Origin of the sequence: Reyranella sp. (assembly GCF_044224635.1) — a bacterium.
In the GTDB taxonomy this organism is placed as follows: Bacteria; Pseudomonadota; Alphaproteobacteria; order Reyranellales; family Reyranellaceae; genus Reyranella.
Map to the genome: position 1 here is coordinate 76,482 of NZ_JBGAKA010000030.1, position 20,258 is coordinate 96,739.

General features: G+C 66.3%; 19 protein-coding genes. 14 read left to right on the forward strand and 5 right to left on the reverse strand.

Going from position 1 to position 20,258, the window contains the following annotated elements:
- Positions 1-91: 91 nt before the first annotated feature.
- The 4 genes from ACILR9_RS23815 to ACILR9_RS23830 all read left to right on the forward strand — a co-directional run bounded on the left by ACILR9_RS23815 (position 92) and on the right by ACILR9_RS23830 (position 4,858).
- The gene (locus ACILR9_RS23815; protein ID WP_395712455.1) at positions 92-1,129 is read left to right on the forward strand and encodes a 2Fe-2S iron-sulfur cluster-binding protein; all 1,038 of its coding nucleotides are present in this window, start codon (positions 92-94) and stop codon (positions 1,127-1,129) included.
- Positions 1,126-2,058, forward strand: coding sequence for an SDR family NAD(P)-dependent oxidoreductase (locus ACILR9_RS23820; RefSeq protein ID WP_395712456.1), 933 nt, complete (start codon positions 1,126-1,128; stop codon positions 2,056-2,058). Before ACILR9_RS23815 ends, ACILR9_RS23820 begins: the two co-directional genes overlap by 4 nt.
- Positions 2,059-2,235: 177 nt before the next feature.
- Positions 2,236-3,072, forward strand: coding sequence for an alpha/beta fold hydrolase (locus ACILR9_RS23825; protein WP_395712457.1), 837 nt, complete (start codon positions 2,236-2,238; stop codon positions 3,070-3,072).
- Positions 3,073-3,322: 250 nt separating this feature from the next.
- A complete protein-coding gene (locus tag ACILR9_RS23830; RefSeq protein WP_395712458.1) occupies positions 3,323-4,858 on the forward strand; it encodes a M81 family metallopeptidase in 1,536 nt (511 codons plus the stop codon).
- Between the two features lie 178 nt (positions 4,859-5,036).
- Here the strand turns inward: ACILR9_RS23830 and ACILR9_RS23835 are convergent, their stop codons facing one another.
- A complete protein-coding gene (locus ACILR9_RS23835; protein WP_395712459.1) occupies positions 5,037-5,915 on the reverse strand; it encodes a pirin family protein in 879 nt (292 codons plus the stop codon).
- Positions 5,916-6,536: 621 nt separating this feature from the next.
- Between ACILR9_RS23835 and ACILR9_RS23840 the strand changes: the two genes are divergently transcribed.
- The 9 genes from ACILR9_RS23840 to ACILR9_RS23880 all read left to right on the forward strand — a co-directional run bounded on the left by ACILR9_RS23840 (position 6,537) and on the right by ACILR9_RS23880 (position 16,368).
- Positions 6,537-7,832 (forward strand): M23 family metallopeptidase, encoded by a 1,296-nt coding sequence (locus tag ACILR9_RS23840; RefSeq protein ID WP_395712460.1) that lies wholly within the window; start codon positions 6,537-6,539, stop codon positions 7,830-7,832.
- 348 nt (positions 7,833-8,180) lie between these two features.
- Positions 8,181-9,206: an amino acid ABC transporter substrate-binding protein gene (locus ACILR9_RS23845; RefSeq protein WP_395712461.1), complete on the forward strand. Its 1,026-nt coding sequence runs from the start codon at positions 8,181-8,183 to the stop codon at positions 9,204-9,206.
- Positions 9,207-9,333: 127 nt separating this feature from the next.
- A complete protein-coding gene (locus ACILR9_RS23850; RefSeq protein ID WP_395712462.1) occupies positions 9,334-10,365 on the forward strand; it encodes an amino acid ABC transporter substrate-binding protein in 1,032 nt (343 codons plus the stop codon).
- 245 nt (positions 10,366-10,610) lie between these two features.
- Positions 10,611-11,642: an amino acid ABC transporter substrate-binding protein gene (locus ACILR9_RS23855; protein WP_395712463.1), complete on the forward strand. Its 1,032-nt coding sequence runs from the start codon at positions 10,611-10,613 to the stop codon at positions 11,640-11,642.
- A gap of 125 nt (positions 11,643-11,767) precedes the next feature.
- Positions 11,768-12,958 (forward strand): amino acid ABC transporter permease, encoded by a 1,191-nt coding sequence (locus ACILR9_RS23860; protein WP_395712464.1) that lies wholly within the window; start codon positions 11,768-11,770, stop codon positions 12,956-12,958.
- Between the two features lie 3 nt (positions 12,959-12,961).
- Entirely contained in the window at positions 12,962-14,239 is a 1,278-nt protein-coding gene (locus ACILR9_RS23865) for an amino acid ABC transporter permease (RefSeq protein ID WP_395712465.1), read from the forward strand.
- Positions 14,240-14,262: 23 nt separating this feature from the next.
- Entirely contained in the window at positions 14,263-15,033 is a 771-nt protein-coding gene (locus ACILR9_RS23870) for an amino acid ABC transporter ATP-binding protein (protein WP_395712466.1), read from the forward strand.
- A 35-nt stretch (positions 15,034-15,068) separates the two neighbouring features.
- The gene (rfbB, locus tag ACILR9_RS23875) at positions 15,069-16,124 is read left to right on the forward strand and encodes a dTDP-glucose 4,6-dehydratase (RefSeq protein WP_395712467.1); all 1,056 of its coding nucleotides are present in this window, start codon (positions 15,069-15,071) and stop codon (positions 16,122-16,124) included.
- Positions 16,125-16,182: 58 nt separating this feature from the next.
- Positions 16,183-16,368: a hypothetical protein gene (locus ACILR9_RS23880; protein WP_395712468.1), complete on the forward strand. Its 186-nt coding sequence runs from the start codon at positions 16,183-16,185 to the stop codon at positions 16,366-16,368.
- 30 nt (positions 16,369-16,398) lie between these two features.
- Here ACILR9_RS23880 and ACILR9_RS23885 read toward each other — a convergent pair whose 3' ends face one another.
- Positions 16,399-17,304: a dienelactone hydrolase family protein gene (locus tag ACILR9_RS23885; protein WP_395712469.1), complete on the reverse strand. Its 906-nt coding sequence runs from the start codon at positions 17,302-17,304 to the stop codon at positions 16,399-16,401.
- 189 nt (positions 17,305-17,493) lie between these two features.
- Entirely contained in the window at positions 17,494-18,345 is an 852-nt protein-coding gene (locus tag ACILR9_RS23890) for an LLM class F420-dependent oxidoreductase (protein ID WP_395712470.1), read from the reverse strand.
- A gap of 118 nt (positions 18,346-18,463) precedes the next feature.
- On the opposite strand from ACILR9_RS23890, the gene ACILR9_RS23895 reads away from it, so the two are divergent.
- Positions 18,464-18,715, forward strand: a complete 252-nt coding sequence (locus ACILR9_RS23895; protein WP_395712471.1) for a hypothetical protein — start codon at positions 18,464-18,466, stop codon at positions 18,713-18,715.
- Between the two features lie 8 nt (positions 18,716-18,723).
- Here the strand turns inward: ACILR9_RS23895 and ACILR9_RS23900 are convergent, their stop codons facing one another.
- Both ACILR9_RS23900 and ACILR9_RS23905 read right to left on the reverse strand, forming a co-directional pair.
- A complete protein-coding gene (locus ACILR9_RS23900; RefSeq protein WP_395712472.1) occupies positions 18,724-19,827 on the reverse strand; it encodes a DegT/DnrJ/EryC1/StrS family aminotransferase in 1,104 nt (367 codons plus the stop codon).
- The gene (locus ACILR9_RS23905) at positions 19,824-20,255 is read right to left on the reverse strand and encodes a sugar 3,4-ketoisomerase (RefSeq protein ID WP_395712473.1); all 432 of its coding nucleotides are present in this window, start codon (positions 20,253-20,255) and stop codon (positions 19,824-19,826) included. Before ACILR9_RS23905 ends, ACILR9_RS23900 begins: the two co-directional genes overlap by 4 nt.
- Between the last annotated feature and the right edge of the window lie 3 nt (positions 20,256-20,258).

The window sequence follows — 20,258 nt, forward strand, 5'->3', positions numbered from 1 at the left end:
CTGTCGCAACCTTTGGCGTCAGCCTACCAATCTTTGATATATTCGGCGAGTTCACCACCGATGAGCAAGGATAGCCTCCCCTGACCGCGTCATGAGCTTCAAGGTTCGTATCGCCCAGGCTGGCTGCAGCCTTGAAGTGCCGACGCACGCCACCATCCTGGCGACGGCCCTCGATGCGGGTATCGACTATCCCTTCGGTTGCCAGTCCGGCAATTGCGGGGCCTGCAAGACGCGCCTCGTCCGCGGCGAGGTGTCGATGGAGGACTATTCCGACTTCGCCTTGTCCAACGAAGAGAAGGCACACGGCCTGATTCTCGCCTGCCGCGCCGCGCCTCGGACCGACTGCGAGGTAGCCTGGCTGGAGCAGGACGACGCGATTGTTCACCCGAGGCGCCGACTAGGCTGTCGGGTCCGCGACCTCCTCGATGCCACGCACGACATCAAGCGCGTGCGCCTGGAGATCGTGTCCGGCGGGCCATTCCATTTCTCGGCCGGTCAGTTCGCGTCGGTCACCTTTGCCAGCTGTCCACCGCGCGACTATTCCATGGCGAACGTGCCTGGCGATCCAACGCTCGAGTTTCACGTACGCCTCACGGCGAGCGGCGCCACCAGCCTTCATGTCGCGCAGCACCTCCGAATCGGCGACAGCGTCCGGGTCGAGGGTCCATTCGGCACCTCGTACCTGCGCGAAAGTCATCGCGGACCGATCATCGCCATCGCCGGCGGCTCGGGCATGGCGCCGATCGGCTCGATCGTCGAGCACGCCTTGCAGTCGGCGCTGCCGCAGCCCATCCACCTCTACTTCGGTGTCCGCACCGAGCAGGATCTCTACCTGCATGATCACTTCGTCGCCCAGGCAAGGGGCCACGATAACTTTCGCTATACGCCGGTGCTGAGCGACACTGGCGATGCCCGCTATCGCCGCGGCCCGGTGCACGAAGCGGTCGCGGCCGATTTCGCTGATCTGGATGGATACAAGGCCTATCTTGCCGGTCCGCCGGTCATGGTCGAGGCGGCGAGCGTCATGCTGGAGCGGCGCGGCATGCGGCGCAGCGATATCCACGCCGATGCCTTCTACACGGCCGCGGAGATGGCCAAAGCGGGCCGGAAGACGGGAGCGGAGCTGTGACGGGTCTCCTGGAAGGTCGGGCGGCGATCGTCACCGGCGCCGGACGCGGCATCGGTCGCGCCATTGCCGAGGCGCTGGTTGGCGAAGGTGCGCGCGTGATCGTGGCCGACAACGGCACGTCGATCGAGGGCGACGGTGGCGATCCCGAGGTGGCGCGCCAGGCGGCCAAGGCGCTCGGCAAGAGAGCCATCGCTTCTGTCGACAGCGTGGCGTCGCCCGGTGCGGCCCGGCAACTCGTCGAGCTGGCAGTCCGGGAATTCGGCGGCATCGACATCGTGGTGAACAATGCCGCCATCGTGCGCCACGCCACCGTCTTCCACGCCGATCCGCGCGACTGGGATGCGGTGATCCGCAACAATCTCTCCGCCGCCTTCTACCTGATCACCGCAGCGTCGACGGTGATGCGTGCTCAGGGTCAGGCTGACCGCGGCGCCACCGGTGGCTACGACTGGGGCCGCATCGTCAACCTCGTTTCGTCGGCCGGCCTCCAGGGCGGTCTCGGCCAAGCCGCCGACGCCAGCGCCAAGGCAGGATTGTTCGGCCTCACCCGCGCAGCGGCAATGGATTTGGCGAGCGCCCAGATCACGGCGAATGCCGTCGTGCCGTTCGCGCGCACGCGCGTCCCAGATGTGATGCAACCGGCCGGCGGGGCACGGAGCGTCGACAAGGAGCGCACGCTCGAGATCGGCGCGCACCACGTGGCGACCCTGGTGACGGCACTGTGCTCGGCGGCCGGTAAATCGATCACTGGCCAGCTGCTGGGCGTGCGCGGCCGCGAGATCTTCCTGTTCGGCCAGCCCCGCCCGATCGCGGGCCTCGAAACCGGCGCGCCGGACGCCATCGCCGCAGATCTCGTTGCCAAGCTGGGCGACAAGTTCACCGACCTCACCACAGGGTTCGATGCCTTCGACACCGAGCCGCTCGTGTGACTCCTCATTCTCAAGCTCATGGTCTTCTGGACTGTGGGCCGCTCTTGAGCATGAGCGGGCGAGACGCCCGCGGTCCAGAAGACCATGACCCTTTCGGAGTGCGTGCAGAAGCCGCGACGCTGGCCACCCTCGCTCACAGGCTCTACGCTGCACCGTCGTGACAGGATCAGGAGATTCATGAGCAACTACAGCGCGCCGCGGCAAGCGACCGGGCGCCTCGCCCGGCCATTCGGCGATCTGTACTACGAGGTCACCGGCCAAGGGCCGGCCCTGGTGTTCGCCCATGGCCTCGGCGGCAATCATCTGAGCTGGTGGCAGCAGGTCGGGCATTTCGCCTCGCGCTACACCTGCGTGACCTTTGCCCATCGCGGCTTCGCGCCCTCCGATGCCATTCCCGGCGGACCCGATCCGGCCGACTATGCCGGCGACCTCGCGGCGCTGGTCGATCATCTGAAGCTTGCCGACGTGCGCCTCGTCGGCCAGTCGATGGGCGGCTGGTGCGTGCTCGAATACGCCCTCGCGCAGCCCTCGCGCGTCGCCGCCCTGATCCTGAGCTCGACCTCGGGGACGCTCGATCGGCGCGCCTGCGATCCCTCGGGCGGCACCCGGTACGATGCCTGGCTGCAGGATGCGACGGCCAGGAGCGCGGCCGCCGCCGCGCGCGGCATCCATCCGGCCGTCGGCGCGCCTGCCGCCGAGCGTCAGCCGGCACTGCACCTTCTCTACCAGTCGATCGATCGGCTGGCCGGCGCGCTCGACAAGGAGAAGCTGCGGAGCGGGCTGCGCCGCACGGCCCAGCGCACGCTTGCCGACCTCGCAGGCTTCCGCGTCCCCACGCTTCTGATCGCCGGCAGCGATGACGTCGTCTTTCCGCCCTTCCTGGCAAGCGCCATCGCGACAATCCTGCCCTGCGGCGAGACGCGGATGATGGCCGATTGCGGACACTCGCCATATTTCGAGCAGGCCGCTACGTTCAACAGCGTGGTCGACGAATTCCTGTCACGCCAGCGCTAGGAGACGGACATTGCTACGGCTCGGCCGTTTTCCGCGCGTGCCCCTGGGGCACATGCCGACGCGCCCTGGAACCCATGCAGCGTCTCGCTCCCCTATACCGGCTGCGTCGCCCAAGGCCATGGCGGGGTTGATCGATCTCGTGCGCATGGGTCGCTTCGGCAAGGACGAGGGCGTCGTGTTCGTGCACACCGGCGGGCAGGCTGGGCTGTTTGCTCATGAGCCCACTTTCGCCGCCTGAAGGAGGAGAGTCGTGTCGAAGGATAATCCGCGTATTGCCATCCTGGGTTTCGCCATCGAGTGCAACCGGTTCTCGCCGGTCACCACCGCGGCGGACTTCGAGCAGGACGTCGATATCCGCGGCAACCAGATCGTGAGCGAAGCGCGGTCGGGCGCCTCGATCACCATGCCCGACCTGCCCGGCTTCTTCACCGAGATGGACCGCACCGGGCCGTGGACCCCGGTGCCCTTGCGCGTCGCCCTCGCCCAGCCGGGCGGCCCGGTTGAGCAGAATTTCTTCCGGACGTTTCTGGGCGACATCGCGGCGGGACTCGCCGCCAGCGGGCCGTTCGACGCGGTGTTCGTTTCGGCGCATGGCGCGGCGCTGGCCGAAGGCACCGATGACCCCGATGGCGACCTGTTCGACGTGATCCGGCGCGCCGTCGGCCCCGACATTCCGGTGATCGCGGTGTTCGATCTGCACGCCAACGTCTCGCGCAAGATGATCGACAATCTTTCCGTCTTTGTCGGCTACCTGGAGAACCCGCATACCGACATCTACGAGCGCGGCGTCGAAGCGGCAAAGCATATGCGCGAATGCCTGGCCGGCGCGCGCACCGCGATCGAGATGGTCAAGCTGCCCCTCGTGCCGCCGCAAATCGCGCTGCTGACCGCCAGGGGCCCCTACGCTGACCTGATCAGGTACGGCCAGACCAAGGTGGGCGGCGACATCGTCAACGTCTCGGTGATGGCAGGTTTCGCCTACAGCGACAGCCCCAAGAACGGGCTGACCGCGGTCGTGACCGCGCGCAACGCCAATCGCAAGGCAGCGGCCGACCTGGCGCTCGATATCGCCACGCGTGCCTGGAGCATGAAGGAGCGCTTCAAGCGCGGGATGATGTCGCTGGCCGACGCCGTGCAGCTCGCGGTTGCGGTCAGCCGCGACCGGCGCCGCAAGCCGATCATCCTGGCCGACGTTGCCGACAATCCGGGCGGCGGCGGTCGCGGCAACACGACCTATCTCCTGCGGGCGCTGAAGATGGCCGGCGCCGAGCACGTGATCTTCGGCGTGTTCAACGATGCTGCGCTGGCGGCGAAAGCGCATGAGCTCGGGGAAGGCGCCACCTTCACCGCCTCGTTCAATACCCGGGAGCACCAGGAGTTTTCCCTGCCCTTCGATTGCGAGGCCAAGGTGGTCAAGCTGTCGGACGGCAAGTATGTCGGGCGCCGCGGCGTGCTGCGCAACGTCTCGGCCGACATGGGCCCATCGGCCCTGCTCGATCTCGGCGGGGTGCAGGTGGTGGTGATCAGCTATCGCTGCCAGTGCATGGACCCGCGGCAGTTCGAGATGTTCGGCCTCGACATCGCCCACGCCCGTGTCGTCGTGGTCAAGAGCCGCGGCCACTTCCGCGGCGGCTTCGACGAGTTCTTCAAGCCCGAGCAGGTCTACGAGGTCGACTGCCCGGGCCTGACGTCGCCGGTGCTGGCGAACTTCACCTGGAGCAAGCTGCCGCGTCCGGTCTATCCGCTCGACGAGGAGACCACCTGGACGCCGCCTGCTGCGGCCTGAAGCTCATCCGCCGGGAGCGCGCCGTTCATCCTCCTCCGCAGCCTTGCTGGGGAAGTGCCCTGTCATACGGGGCGGAGGGGCATGGAGTCATGACCCTTCCGTCACCGACGGCGGCGACACTCCCCCACCAGAGTTGGGGAGGAGGATGAGAGAGCGCCCGCGTGCAAACGCCCTCCCCCTACTTCTCCGGCAGCGGGATGAACTCCGGGTCGCCCGGCACCTTGGCGAAACGGCCCTCGCGCCAATCGGCCTTGGCCTTCTCAATGCGCTCGCGTGTCGACGACACGAAGTTCCACCAGACGTGACGCGGGCCGTCCATCGGCGCGCCGCCCAGCAGCATCACCTTGGCGCCGTTGGCGCCGGCAACGATTTCCGCCGGTTGGGCGGCGCGCAGAACCGCGAGATCGCCCCGACCGAGCAGGCGGTCGCCGACCGCCGCCTCGCCGTCCGCCAGATAGATGGCGCGCTCGGGATGCTCGGGCGAAACCGCGATCTTGCCGCCCGACGGCAGTTCGGCACCGACGTAGAAGATCGGCGAGAAGTGCGTGGTCGGGGCCGTGCGCCCGGCGTAGCTGCCAACGATCAACCGCAGACTCGTCTCTCCGTCCTGCCACGACGGCAGACGCGCTGCCTCGACATGCTCGAATGCCGGGGCAGTTTCCTCCTGCGCCTTTGGCAGCGCGACCCAGGTTTGGACGCCGTGCATGCGAAAGCCGGTGCGGCGCATCTCCGGCTCGGTGCGTTCGCTATGGGCGATGCCGCTGCCGGCAGTCATCCAGTTGACGTCGCCCGGCCGAATGGCCTGGGCGTAGCCGAGGCTGTCGCGATGGAAAATGCCGCCCTCGAACAGGTAAGTGACCGTCGCCAGCCCGACATGCGGGTGCGGCCGGACCTCCATGCCGCCGCCTGGCGGCACCTCCATCGGCCCGAAATGGTCGAGGAAGACGAAGGGCCCGACCATCCGGCGCTTCACGTTCGGCAGGACCCGCCGCACGACAAAGCCGCCACCAAGATCGTGGCTGTGCCCCTGGATAAGAAGTTCGATGGGGTCGGCCATCCTGTTCCCTCCTGCCGGCCTGCCGCACAGGCCTCGAAACCACCTAGGGTCGACACATGGAATGCGTCAATCCCGCTGGCGCTGGCATTCAAGCGGGGGCACTCATGGTGCAGTGCATGATATTGGCCTTGGCCCCCGAAGTCCGAATGGCCTGCGGGCAGAACCAACCAAGCCCTGAAAGGTTGGCCGCCGGCACTCGCCACGGCAGCCAGATGGTGTCGCGGCACTGACGCAAGCGCCTGCCGGAGCCACCGGAATCGGTCCTTTATCCCGTGACCATTCCTGGCCGTTCCGGGCGTCGACCCAAAAAACCGTTTGGGGACAAACCGTTAACGCAAATTCACGGGTGTTGCATTTTTGCAACTTTTTGTGGACTTGTGGATATTCCGTGGCCACAGTGGCTCCGAAGAAGGGCAGACGGCGTGGGGTACCGACCAGGGGAGGTCGGTAATTTCGCCGACGAGCCTCCGGAACGAAGTACCTGGTTGAATGGAACGGGAGAGGCTGATGGCGTTCAAGTCGACGCGTAGTCAATGCGCGCTCCGCTGGCGAACCGCCCGCAATCTACTGGCAGCAACCGCCGCTCTTGCTGCACTGCAACTAGCAATCACCCCCGGGTCCGTGGCGCAGGTCAAGGCCCCCACCAAGGCGCAGCTCAAACCCGGCGCCAAACCAGCGGCCGCGTCGGCCGACGATGTCCAGCCTTTCGCCGTTGGCAAGGACGGCTCGGTCGTCGACCAGCTGCTCGGTCTCCAGGTCGACCCGGCCGACGCTCAGGCCGCCGCCGAAGCGGTGAGCAAGGCCGTCGGGCAGCTCGATATCAGCAAGGGCACCAGCTCGGGCCGCGCCGTCCTCAAGTCACAGGGCGCCAACCAGCCCAAGCGCCTCGTCTCGCTGCAACTGTTCTCGGCCAAGTCGATGGCGGTCGAGCTGTTCCGCGGCAACGACGGCAGCTACGGCTACAAGCTCGCCCCTGGCGCCACGGAGAATGACGACGAGCGCATCTCCAGCCTGCCCCGCACCGCATCCCAGATGGGCGCCGCCGCGCGCTCGCTCCAGGTCGGCTCGGTAGGCTTGGTGAAGGTCAGCGGCACGAGCGTGGCGAGCGGCCTGGCGCAGACCGGCGCCAGCACGGCGACCTTGAAGGACCTGACCAGCGCCCTGGCGGGATTCGCGCCGGCGGCTTCGAAGATCGAGGTTCTCAAGGGGCGCACAGCCGACGGCGCACCGCGCATCCTGCTGGCCTATCTGGGTGACGGAAAGAGCCGGCAGGCCGTCTGGTGGTTCGCGCCGCCCAATCAGCCCGAAGGCTGGTTCGACGAGCAGGGCCGTCGCCTGGGTGGCACCGCGCTGGCCGACCCGCGCCCGGATTCGCGCATCTCGTCGCCCTTCGGCACGCGCCGCTACTACGGCCGCTCGAGCGGCGGCGGCTTCCACAATGGAATCGACTACGAAGGCAAGATAGGCGAGCCGATCTACGCCGCGGCCGACGGCGTCATCAACCATCAGGGCTGGTACTTCAACTACGGCCGCACCGTGAAAATCAGCCACGCCGACGATTTCGAAACTCTGTATGCGCACATGTCGCAGTTCGCGGCGGGCATGGGTCCCGGGTCGCCGGTGCGCAAGGGCGACGTGATCGGCTATATCGGCTCGAGCGGCCGCTCGACCGGCCCACATCTCCATTTCTCGGTCATTGTCAGCGGCCAATTCATCGATCCACAGCCCTATGTCACGGAGCGCGGCGGCCATAGCACGCTCGACGGCGAATCCCTGGTCGCCTTTCGGCAATGGCAGCAGGAAGTCCGCAAGGCCGCCGGCAACGGCGACGGTCGAGACCGGGGCTTCCGCGGCCTGCAGGGCGCCGAACCCTGGTCGACCAATCCCTTCTCCTCGCAGAACGTCAATCGCCTCTAGAACGCCTCCGGGCCTGCAACCAGGCCCTCGAAGGTCATCATGTTCCTCCCCAACGAAGTTGGGGAGGTGTCCGCGTAATCGCGGACGGAGGGGTCAGAGGCCACAGTCCCGCTGCTCATGACCCCTCCGCCCCCGATTACAGGGGCACCTCCCCAGCGAAGCTGGGGAGGAATCATAAGGGCCTCCCCACCGAAGGTGGGGAGGAGAACGAACGGCGCGCCCATATGCGAACGCCCTGGGTCGTCCGGAGCCCGTTGCGCGCCCAGGGTCGATCGCCTAGGAAGTGCGCCATCGCCCGGCCCCCTGATGGGCGCCGGGATTGAGGGGCAACACGAAGGGAAAGAAAGAATGTTGAACAAGTTCCTGGCCGCCGGCACGGCGGTGGCCACGCTGGTTGGCGCCGCTGGCGCCGCCCATGCAGGCAAGGATCTCGACACGGTGAAGGCGCGCGGCTCGCTGATCTGCGGTGTTTCCACGGGTGTCGCGGGCTTCGCCGCGCAGGACAGCCAGGGCAAGTGGACCGGCATCGACGTCGACACCTGCAAGGCTGTCGCCGCCGCCCTGTTCGGCGACGCGGAAAAGGTGAAGTACGTGCCGACCACGGCGCAGCAGCGCTTCACCGCCCTGCAGTCGGGCGAGGTCGACATGCTGGCCCGCACGACCACCTACACGCTGACCCGCGACACGGCGCTCGGCTTCGACTTCACCGGCGTCAACTACTATGACGGCCAGGGCTTCATGGTGAACAAGAAGCTCGGCGTCAAAAGCGCCAAGGAACTAAACGGCGCTACCGTCTGCGTGCAGCCCGGCACCACCACCGAGCTCAACCTCGCCGACTATTTCCGCGCCAACAAGATGACCTTCAAGCCGGTCGTCATCGAGAAGGTCGAGGAAGTGCGCGCGGCATTCTTCGCTGGCCGCTGCGACGTGTTCACGACTGACGCCTCGGGCTTGTACGCGACCCGCGCCGCCAACGCGCCCAACCCGGCCGACTACGTCATCCTGCCCGAGATCATCTCCAAGGAGCCGTTGGGCCCGGTGGTGCGCCACGGCGACAATCAATTTGCCGATATCGTGCGTTGGGCGCTGTTCGCCCAGCTCGAGGCCGAGGAATACGGCATCGATTCCAAGAACGTCGACGAGATGCTGAAGAGCGAGAACCCGGCGATCAAGCGCATCCTCGGCGTCACGCCCGGCATGGGCAAGGCGCTCGGGGTCGACGAGAAGTGGGTCTACAACATCGTCAAGCAGGTCGGTAACTACGGCGAGATGTTCGACCGCAACGTCGGCCCGGGTTCGGCCCTCAAGATCGACCGCGGCCTCAACAATCTGTGGACCAAGGGCGGCCTGCAGTACGCCCCGCCGATCCGCTGACACCACGCTGTCATTGAATTTGTCGACGACCGCCGCCCGAAGGGGCGGCGGTTTTCGCATGCCCGGTTGCGTTACCATCAGCGACCGTCGACACTCGATCGCAGAGAGAATGAACAGAGAGGCTTCAATGAAAAAGGTCATGCTCGCGGCGCTCGCACTTGCCGCAACGGCGCTCGCGTCCAACGGAGCCCTGGCCGGTCGCGACCTCGATGCCATCCGCGCCCGAGGATCGCTGATCTGCGGCGTCGGCCTCGGCACTGCGGGCTTCATGCTGGCCGACAGCCAGGGCAAATGGAAGGGCCTGTCGGTCGACGTCTGCCGGGCAGTCGCCGCCGCCATCTTCGGCGATGCTGAGAAGGTCAAGTACTCGCCCCTCACCTCGCAGCAGCGCTTCACCGCCGTGCAGTCGGGCGAGGTCGACATGGTGATGGGCAACGCCACCTACACCCTGACGCGCGACACCGCGCTCGGCCTCGATTTCACCGGCGTCTATTACTACGACGGCCAGAGCTTCCTGGTGCCCAAGAAGCTCGGCGTGAAGAGTGCCAAGGAACTCGGCGGCGCCACCGTTTGCGTCGCCCCCGGCACCACCACCGAGCTCAACCTCGCGGACTATTTCCGCGCCAACAAGATGACCTTCAAGCCGGTCGTCATCGAGAAGGTCGACGAGATCCGCTCGGCCTTCTTCTCCGGCCGCTGCGACGTCTACACGACCGACGCCTCCAGCCTGGCGGCGACGCGGGCGGCCAACGTGCCGCCGCCGCGCACCTTCGACGATTTCGTCATCCTGCCCGAGATCATCTCCAAGGAACCGCTGGGTCCGGTGGTCCGCCACGGCGACAATCAGTTTGCCGACATCGTGCGCTGGGCGCTGTTCGCAATGGTCGAGGCCGAGGAGTACGGCATCACGTCCCAGAATGTCGACGAGATGCTGAAGAGCGACAATCCGGCGATCAAGCGCATCCTCGGCGTGACGCCGGGCATGGGCAAGGCGCTCGGCGTCGACGAGAAGTGGGTCTACAACATCGTCAGGCAGGTCGGGAACTACGGCGAAAGCTTCGACCGCAATGTCGGCATGGGCTCCCCCCTCAAGATCGAGCGCGGCCTCAACAACCTGTGGACCAAGGGCGGCCTCCAGTACGCCCCGCCGATCCGGTAGAGGGCTCGTCCCTCCCCCCGCAATCTCTCATTTTCCTCCCTAAGCGTAGCTTGGGGAGGTGTCGCCGTCTTCGGCGACGGAGGGGTCATGAGCAGCGGGACTGAGGCTCATGACCCCTCCGCCCCGTATGACGGGGCACCTCCCCAGCGAAGCTGGGGAGGAAAGTGAAAGGCTCAATTGGCCTGTTGCTTGCTTGCCCGCGCGAGGAGACACTTGCTCGGGGAAAAAGAACGGGAGGCGATGATATGCACAAGGCTTCAATGGCAGCGGCGGCCGGTCTGGCTGCGATCTTCAGCTCAACGGGCGCGATGGCCGGCAAGGATCTCGACAACATCAAGGCGCGCGGCGCGCTGATCTGCGGTATCGGCCAGGGAACGGCCGGGTTCATGCTGCAGGACAGCCAGGGCAAGTGGGTCGGGCTCGACGTCGACGTCTGCCGCGCCGTCTCGGCCACCATCTTCGGCGATTCGGAGAAGGTGAAGTACGTGCCGTTGTCGTCGCAGCAGCGTTTCACCGCCCTGCAGTCGGGCGAAGTCGACATGCTGTCCAACAACACCACCGAGACCCTGACGCGCGATACCGCGCTCGGCCTCGATTTCACGGCCGTCACCTACTACGACGGCCAGGGCTTCCTGGTGAACAAGAAGCTCGGCGTGAAGAGCGCCAAGGAGCTGAATGGCGCCACGGTCTGCGTCGCGCCCGGCACCACCACGGAGCTCAACCTCGCCGACTACTTTCGCGCCAACAAGATGACCTTCAAGCCGGTCGTCATCGAGAAGGTCGAGGAGGTCCGCGCGGCCTTCTTCTCCGGCCGTTGCGACGTCTATACCAACGACGCGTCCAGCCTCTATGCGACCCGGGCCGCCAACGTGCCTCCGCCTGCCAAGGCCGAGGATTTCATCGTCCTGCCGGAGATCATCTCCAAGGAGCCGCTGGCTCCGGCCGTGCGCCACGGCGACAACCAATTTGCCGACATCGTGCGCTGGACCCAGTATGCCATGATCGAGGCTGAGGAGTACGGCATCTCATCGAAGACCGTCGACGAGATGCTGAAGAGCGACAATCCGGCGATCAAGCGCATCCTCGGCGTGACGCCGGGCATGGGCAAGGCGCTCGGGGTCGACGAGAAGTGGGTCTACAATATCGTCAAGCAGGTCGGTAACTACGGCGAAAGCTTCGACCGCAACGTCGGCAAGGATTCGCTCCTCAAGATCGATCGCGGGCTGAACAACCTGTGGACCAAGGGCGGCCTGCAGTACGCGCCACCGATTCGCTGACGTCGTCTTTCTCAGTTGTCGTGAGGGAATCGCCAGTGGTTACAAATGGACGATTCCCTCCTAGACTTGTGCAAATATCCGCAAGGGGCGTGCGGACGAACCGCAGCCGGCAGGGGGAACAGCGAATGGCAGTCGAGGCTGCGGGCTCCGCACCGCGCGCCAGGGTGGCGCCTTGGAATGACCCGGTCATCCGCGGGTGGGTGTTCCAGATCGTCGTCGTCGGCCTGGTCGGCCTGCTCGCCTGGTATCTCGTCTCCAACACCATGGAGAACCTGCAGCGCCAGAAGATCGCCAGCGGCTTCCACTATCTCGAGCGCGAGGCGGGCTTCGAGATCGGCGACACGATGATCGCCTACTCGCCAGCCAGCACCTATGCCCGTGCCATCTTCGTCGGCCTGCTCAACACGCTAAAGGTCGCCATCCTCGGCATCATCCTGTCGACCTTCCTGGGCACGATGATCGGCGTCGGCCGCCTGTCCCACAACTGGCTGCTCGCCAAGATCTGCGAATGGTACGTCGAAGCGTTCCGCAACGTGCCGCTGCTGCTCTGGCTGTTCCTGTTCTACAAGCTGATCAGCGAGGCCTTTCCCGGTCCGCGGCAGGCGATCGCCCTGTGCTGGAACAGCGTCTTCCTGTCCAATCGCGGTCTCTATTTTCCGGTCCCGCTGGCCGATCCGGTCTATGCCTGGATGGGGGGCGCCCTGCTGATCGGCATTGCCGGCGCCTGGCTGCTGCACCGCTGGGCCAAGAAGCGCCAGGAGACGACCGGCCAGCCCTTCCCGTCGATCCTGGCGGGCTTCGGCGTGGCGCTCGGCCTGCCGATCCTGGTCTGGCTGCTGGGCGGCGCGCCCCACCAGATGAGCTGGCCCGAGCTCAAGGGCTTCAATTTCGACGGCGGCACGGTCATCCAGCCGGAGTTCACCGCCCTGCTCGTCGGCCTCGTGCTCTACACCTCGGCCTTCGTTGCCGAGATCGTGCGCTCCGGCATCCTCGCCCTGCACAAGGGCCAGAGCGAGGCGGCGGCCGCGATCGGACTGACACGCGGCCAGTCCATGCGGCTCGTCCTGCTGCCGCAGGCGCTGCGCGTCATCGTGCCGCCGATGACCAGCCAGTATCTCAACATCACCAAGAACAGCTCGCTGGCCATCGCCATCGGCTATCCCGACCTCGTGGCCTCGATCAACGTCACGATCAACCAGACCGGCCAGGCCATCGAGAACGTGCTGCTGATCATGGCAGCCTATCTGTCGGTCAGCCTGTCGATCTCGGCGTTCATGAACTGGTACAACAAACGCATCGCCCTGAGGGAGCGCTGAGCCATGACCGACATGCCCGTCGGCGAGCGCCGCCAGCTTACGCCCCCGGTGGACGACAGCGGCGTCTTCGGCTGGATCCGCAAGAACCTGTTCTCGAGCTGGCTGAACGGCCTCACCACGATCGTGCTGATCGCCGCCCTCGGCTGGGTCCTGTCATGGTTCCTCGAATGGGCGGTCTTCACGGCCAACATCACCGCCGCGACCGGCGCGGAGTGCCGCGGCCAAGGCGCCTGCTGGGCGCTGATCCGCGAGAAGTACCGCTACATCTTCTTCGGCTCGTTCCCCTACGAGCAGCATTGGCGACCGCTCTTTGCCGTGATCGCCATGCTGGCGATGCTGGTCCTGTCGGCCGACCGCCGCATGTGGAACTGGCGGCTGGCCGTGATCTGGGGCGTCGGCTCGTTCATCACCTTCCTGCTGATGTTCGGCCAGATCCACATTCCGCTCAGCCTCATGCTGTTCATCGCCATGGTGGTCGGCGCCGTCGGCATGAGCCTGCGCAAGGGCATCGGCTCGGCCGGCGAGATGACGTCCTATCGCGTCGCCGCCGTGGTCGGCGTGGTCGGCCTTGCGCTGCGCATCGTCGGTGTGCTGCCGGCGTGGAGCCTCGCCATCGCGCCGCTGTCCTATGTCGAGACCGGCTTGTGGGGCGGCATCCCGGTGACGATCATCCTCGCCACCTACGGGCTTGCCTTCGCCTTTCCCTACGGCGTCCTGCTGGCACTCGGCCGGCGCTCCAACCTGCCGCTGATCAAGGGCCTGTGCGTCGGCTTCATCGAGCTGATCCGCGGCGTGCCGCTGATCAGCCTGCTGATCATGGCCTCGGTCATGCTGCCGTTGTTCCTGCCGAGCAGCGTCACCATCGACAAGTTCCTGCGTGCCCAGGTTGCCGTCATCCTGTTCGCCGGCGCCTATATAGCCGAGATCATTCGCGGCGGCCTGCAGTCGCTGCCCAAGGGCCAGTTCGAGGCCGCCGATGCGATGGGCCTGAACTACGTCCAGAAGACCGCCCTGATCATCCTGCCGCAGGCGCTGCGCGTGGTGATCCCGCCCCTGATCAACACCTTCATCGGTTTCTTCAAGGACACCTCGCTGGTGCTGATCATCGGCATCTTCGACTTCCTCAACACGGCGAACCAGGCCTTGGTCGATCCCAACTGGGCGGGCTTCCCGGGCGAGGTCTACCTCTTCGCCGCCTTCGTCTATTTCATCTTCTGCTTCTCGATGTCGCGCTACAGCAAGTATCTCGAGTTCGAGCTCAACAAGGGAACGCGCCGCTAGGGCGCCGCCGGGAGACAAGCACAATGGCTGCCAGTGCTGCGCACAATCTGTCGAACGCTGCGTCCGTGATCACGCTTCGGAGCGTCAACAAGTGGTTCGGCCAGTTCCACGTGCTGTCGGACATCAACCTCGACGTCAAGGAAGGCGAGAGGATCGTCATCTGCGGGCCGTCGGGCTCGGGCAAGTCGACCCTGATCCGCTGCATCAACCGGCTCGAGGAGCACCAGCAGGGCGACATCATCGTGCACGGCGTGGCGCTGTCCAACGACGTCAAGAACATCGAGGCGATCCGCCGCGAGGTCGGCATGGTGTTCCAGTCGTTCAACCTGTTCCCGCATCTCACCATCCTGGAGAACCTGACCCTGGCGCCGATCTGGGTGAAGAAAATGCCGAAGAAGGAGGCCGAGGAGATCGCCATGGGTCTCCTGAAGCGGGTGCGCATTCCCGAGCAGGCGGCGAAGTATCCCGGCCAGCTGTCGGGCGGCCAGCAGCAGCGCGTGGCGATCGCGCGGGCGCTCTGCATGCGGCCCAAGATCATGCTGTTCGACGAGCCGACCTCGGCGCTCGACCCGGAGATGGTGAAGGAGGTGCTCGACGTCATGATCGAGCTGGCGCGCGAAGGCATGACCATGCTGTGCGTCACCCACGAGATGGGCTTCGCGCGCGCTGTCGCCGACCGCGTGATCTTCATGGATCGCGGCGAGATCGTCGAGCAGAACGAGCCCGAGGAGTTCTTCGCCAACCCGCGCAACGAGCGCACCAAGCTGTTCCTCGGCCAGATCCTGCATCACTGAAGGTCCAGCACCACGAATCTCCGACTCGGGCGGCCATGAGAATCCTGGTCACGGGCGGCGCGGGCTTCATCGGCTCGGCTGTCATCCGCCACATCGTCCGCGACACCGACTGGACGGTGGCCAACGTCGACAAGCTCACCTACGCCGGCAACCTCGAATCGCTGGCCGAGGCGCGCACCAGCAATCGCCACACCCACTACAAGCTCGACATCTGCGACCGCGCGGCGATCGCTGAGATCTTCCGCAGCGTTCAACCTGATGCCGTGCTGCACCTCGCGGCGGAAAGCCATGTCGACCGCTCGATCGACGGCGCGGCGCCGTTCATCGATACCAACGTCACCGGCACCTGGGTCTTGCTCGATGCGGCGCTGGCCTACTGGCGCTCGCTCGACGAGGCGGCGCGCGGCCGCTTCCGCTTCCAGCACATCTCGACCGATGAGGTGTTCGGCTCGCTGGGCTCGACCGGCCGGTTCAGCGAGACCACGCCCTATCAGCCGAGCTCGCCTTACTCCGCCACCAAGGCCGCGTCGGACCATCTGGTGCGAGCCTGGCATCACACCTACGGTCTGCCGACGCTCGCCACCAACTGCTCCAACAATTATGGCCCCTACCACTTCCCCGAGAAGCTGATCCCGCTGGTGATCATCCGGGCGCTGCGCGGCGAGACCCTGCCGGTCTACGGCAAGGGCGAGAACGTCCGCGACTGGCTGCATGTCGAGGATCACGCCGAGGCGCTGACCCTGGTGCTGCAGAACGGCCGACCGGGCGAGACCTACAATGTCGGCGGCGACAGTGAGCGCCGCAACATCGATGTCGTCGAGACGATCTGCAGCCTGCTCGACGAGATGCTGCCCGACAGCCCCAATCGGCCGCATGCCCAGCTGATCCGCTTCGTCACCGACCGGCCGGGCCATGACGCGCGCTATGCCATCGACGCCGGCAAGATCCGCCGCGAGCTGGGCTGGCAACCACGGCACGGGTTCGACGACGGCCTGCGTCACACGGTGCGCTGGTACCTCGACCATCGGGGCTGGTGGGAACGGGTCATGAGCGGCGCCTACCGAGGCGAACGGCTGGGTCTGCCCGGATAGCCGACCGCCGGAACCTCACCGTCGCGCCAGCGTTTGAAACCGCACGTTGGAGGCAACAATGCGATGGCTGGTCTGGCTCGTCATCGCAGCCCTGGCCGTCACGGCGAGCGGTTGCGCGGGCGAGGACGCGCTGTACACCAATCCGAAGTACACTCCCGGCTACAAGCCGGGGAGCGGCAAGCCGGGCGGCAGCACCGCCCAGGCGTACGACCGCTCCTTGAGGCCCGACTGGCGACAGCTCTGACGCCGCCGCTCATCGGGTCAGGTCATCTCGTCAGGCCAGGTTCTTCTTGAAGAAGGCGACGGTGCGCTCCCAGGCCAGCTTGGCGGCCGCCTCGTTGTAGCGCGGCGTCGAGTTGTTGTGAAAGCCGTGCTGGGTGCCCGGATAGAAATGCGCCTCGTAGGCCGCTTCGCTGGCCTTCAGCGCCGCTTCGTAGGCCGGCCACATGGCATTGATGCGCGCGTCGTCCTCGGCGTACTGGATCAGGAGGGGCGCCTTGATCTTGGCTACCGACGCCGTCTCTGCGGCGGCGCCGTAGAACGGCACGCCCGCCTGCAGGTCGGTGCCCAGGATCACCGCCAAGAAATTGGTCGTGCCACCGCCCCAGCAGAAGCCGGTCGCGCCGAGCTTGCCGGTAGAAAGCGCATGGGTCTTCAGGAAGCGCGCGCTGTTCACCATGTCGGTGCGCAACTTGGCCTGGTCGAGGCCCGCCTGCAGGGCACGGCCGTCGTCGTCGTTGCCCGGATAGCCGCCGACCGGGAACAGTCCGTCCGGCGCCAGGGCCACGAAGCCCTCGACCGCGGCACGCCGCGCGACATCCTCGATGTAAGGATTGAGTCCGCGGTTCTCGTGGATCACCAGCACTGCCGGGAACGGACCGCTGCCGGATGGCTGGACCAGGTATCCGCGCATCTGCCCGGACGTGCCGCCCGGCGAAGGGTAGTTGACGTAGCGCGCCTTGATCCGCGAATCGGTGAAAGAGACGGTCTGTGCATTGGCGTAGCGCGGCATCAGCGCCTGCGCCATGGCCAGCCCGCCTACCGTCACGACGGCAGCCTGTTGGAAGAAGGTCCGCCGGTCGATGCGGCCATGGCAATACTCGTCGTAGAGCTCGAACACGCGCCGGTCGATGTCGCGCTGCGTCAGGGCGGGGAACTCGGAAATGGCGTGGTCAGGCATCGTGCAGGCTCCCGGTTCTTGCCGGACGAATAATGGTCCGGATCGCCGGATGGCGGAAGGCATTGCGGCCCAGATCAAGAGCTTGTGAGTTCAGGGACTCTTGGCTGGGAGCGCGCCATTCCAGTGGCGCGTTCTTCCTTCGCTAAGAGAGGACGCGCGGCTGGAGTCGCGCGCGCGCCCAGCGGATTGTCACCCCTCGAGCTGCCTCTTGAGCCCAGCCCAGCGGTCGAGAATGGGCAGGATCCTGTCCTCCTTCGCGGCCGGCAGGGAGAACACGATGCGGTCGATGCCGAGCCGCTCGTAGAGCCGCAGGCGCTCGATGTCGTCGGGCACGCGGAACAGGCTGATCGGCAGGCCCGCCGGCTCGCGGCCGGCATCGCGCGCCATCCGGTGGAACTGATCGATGACGCCCAGCCCGTCGCGTTCCAGCCAGTCGTCGCGCGGGATCCAGCCGTCGCCGTAGCGGATTGCCCGCCGGGCGGCGTGCGGGAAGGCGCCGCCGACGATGATGGGCGGATGTGGCCTCTGGAATGGCTTGGGCCATTGCTTCATCTTGTCGAAGCGCACGAGCTCGCCGTGATACTCGGGCTCCTCGTCCGTCCAGATCGCCTTCATCGCCTCGATGCGCTCGCGCGCCAGCTTGTGGCGGGTGGCGAAGACGGTGCCGTGATTCTCGACCTCGTCCTGGTTCCAGCCATTGCCGACGCCGAACAGGAAGCGGCCCTGGGACAACTGGTCGAGCGTCGACACGACCTTGGCGGTGACGATCGGGTCGCGCTGGATCACCAGGGCGATGCCCGTGCCGACCTTGAGGCGGGTAGTAGCGGTCGCCGCCGTGTTGAGCGCGAGGAAGGGATCCATCAGCTCGAAATAAGCCTGCACCAGTCCGCCGCTCGCCGGATAGGTCGACTTGCGCGACGACGGAATATGGGTGTGCTCGGGCACCCACAGGGATTCGAATCCGCGCTCTTCAAGGGCGCGGCCGAGCGCTCCCGGATGCATCGACTCCGTGGTGAAGAACATCACCGCCCCGATCTTCATGAACGCTTCCCCCAACCTGACGAGCCTGCCGCAATCTAGGGCCGTGCACCTCCTGCAGGCAAAGGAACGTTTGCCCAGGGCGCGTGTTGTCTCCTCGCACAGGAGTAGAGAGGAGATCATGAGACAGGTCAGTCTGGTGATGGCGGTCGCCTTGCTGGGCATGGTGGTGGCCGGCTGCGCCGATCCCTATCGGCCGCGCTATGCCTATGCCTACCAAACCTATCCGAGCAGCTACGTGGTCTATCAGACGGCGCCCGCACAGGTCGCCTACGTCTATCCGACGGCGAGCTACAGCACGTATCGGTCATACGACTACGACCGCAACTACATGGGCATCCATCCCGGCCCCGAGTTGAGCCGCTACCCCTAAGCAACAGCTCAGCGCTGCAGAGTCGCCCGCACGACGGCGGCAACCGCGTCGACGGCCTCGCTGGACATGTGGGCTCCAATCGGCAGGCTGAGCACGGTCTGCGCAAGCTTCTCGGCGATCGGAAACGTTCCCGCCGGCCAGCCGAGGTCGGCGTAGGCTTCCTGCAGATGCGGCGGGATCGGATAGTGGATGAGCGAGCCGATGCCCGCCTTGTCGAGCGCCGTGATCAGATCGGCACGACGCTCGGTCCGCACGACATAGAGATGCCAGATCGGCTCGGCCCATTGCGGGGCGCGCGGCAGGCCGAGGTCTGCGATGCCGGCAAGCTTGTCGTCATAGCGTGCCGCCAGCACCCGCCGGCGCTCGTTCCAGGCATCGAGCCGCGGCAGCTTGGCGCGCAGGAAAGCCGCCTGCATCTCGTCGAGCCTTGAATTGAAGCCGCGCTCGAGATTCACGTACTTCACCCGGCTGCCGTAGTTGCGCAGCACGCGCAGCCGCTCGGCGAGCTTGGGGTCGTCGGTCGTCACCGCCCCGCCGTCGCCGAACGCGCCGAAGTTCTTGGTCGGGAAGAAACTGTGCGCGCCGGCATGGCCGAGCGCGCCGGCGCGCCGGCCGCGCACCCTGGCTCCTTGCGCCTGCGCCACATCCTCGACCACCTTGAGGCCGTGCCTGTCGGCCAGCGCCATGATCGCGTCCATGTCGGCCGGCTCGCCGTACAGATGCACTGGCATGATGGCCCGCGTGCGGGATGTGATCGCCGCCGCGATACGCTCGGGGTCGATGTTGGGTCCGGCCGGCGTCGGCTCGATCGGCACTACCGTGGCGCCGACCGCCGTCACCGCGAGCCAGGTCGCGATATAGGTGTTCGACGGCACGATCACCTCGTCGCCGGCGCCGAGGTCCCAGGCGCGCAGCACCAGCTCGAGCGCCTCGAGGCCGTTGCCCAGCCCGACGCAGTGGGCCGTGCCGCAGAACGCGGCGTACTCCTCCTCGAATGCTGCGACCTCGCGGCCGAGCACGAACCAGCCCGACTCCATGACGCGCAGATATGCGGCGTCGAGCTCGGGCTTGAGCTCGGCATAGACCGACTTCATGTCGAGAAACGGGATCATGGCCGCGTCACCACCTCGCGCTGGAAGGTTTCGTAGTCGCGCAGATACTCGGTTTCGTCGTAGAGCGTCGAGGCGATCACCAGCACCACGCTCTGCGGCGCGAAGTCTACCAGCTCGTGCCATACCCAGGTGCCGAGATAGAGCGCGCGCGTCGGATCGTCCAGCTGCACCTGCTGCTTCTTGCGGCCATCGTCGAGCTCGACCCGGCAGCCGCCGTGCAGCGCCACCAGCAGCAGCTCCGACTGGCGATGGCCATGGCGGCCGCGCCACTGGCCGGGCGCGATGTGATGCAGCCAGAACAGGCGCTTGGGCGCGAACGGCAGGCCCTTGCCGAGCTCGGCGAAATTGACCTGGCCGCGCGCGTCGGCGACGCCCGGAACCTCGACCCAGCGGCAGTTGCGAACCGCGAAAAGGGACTCATTGGTCACCGA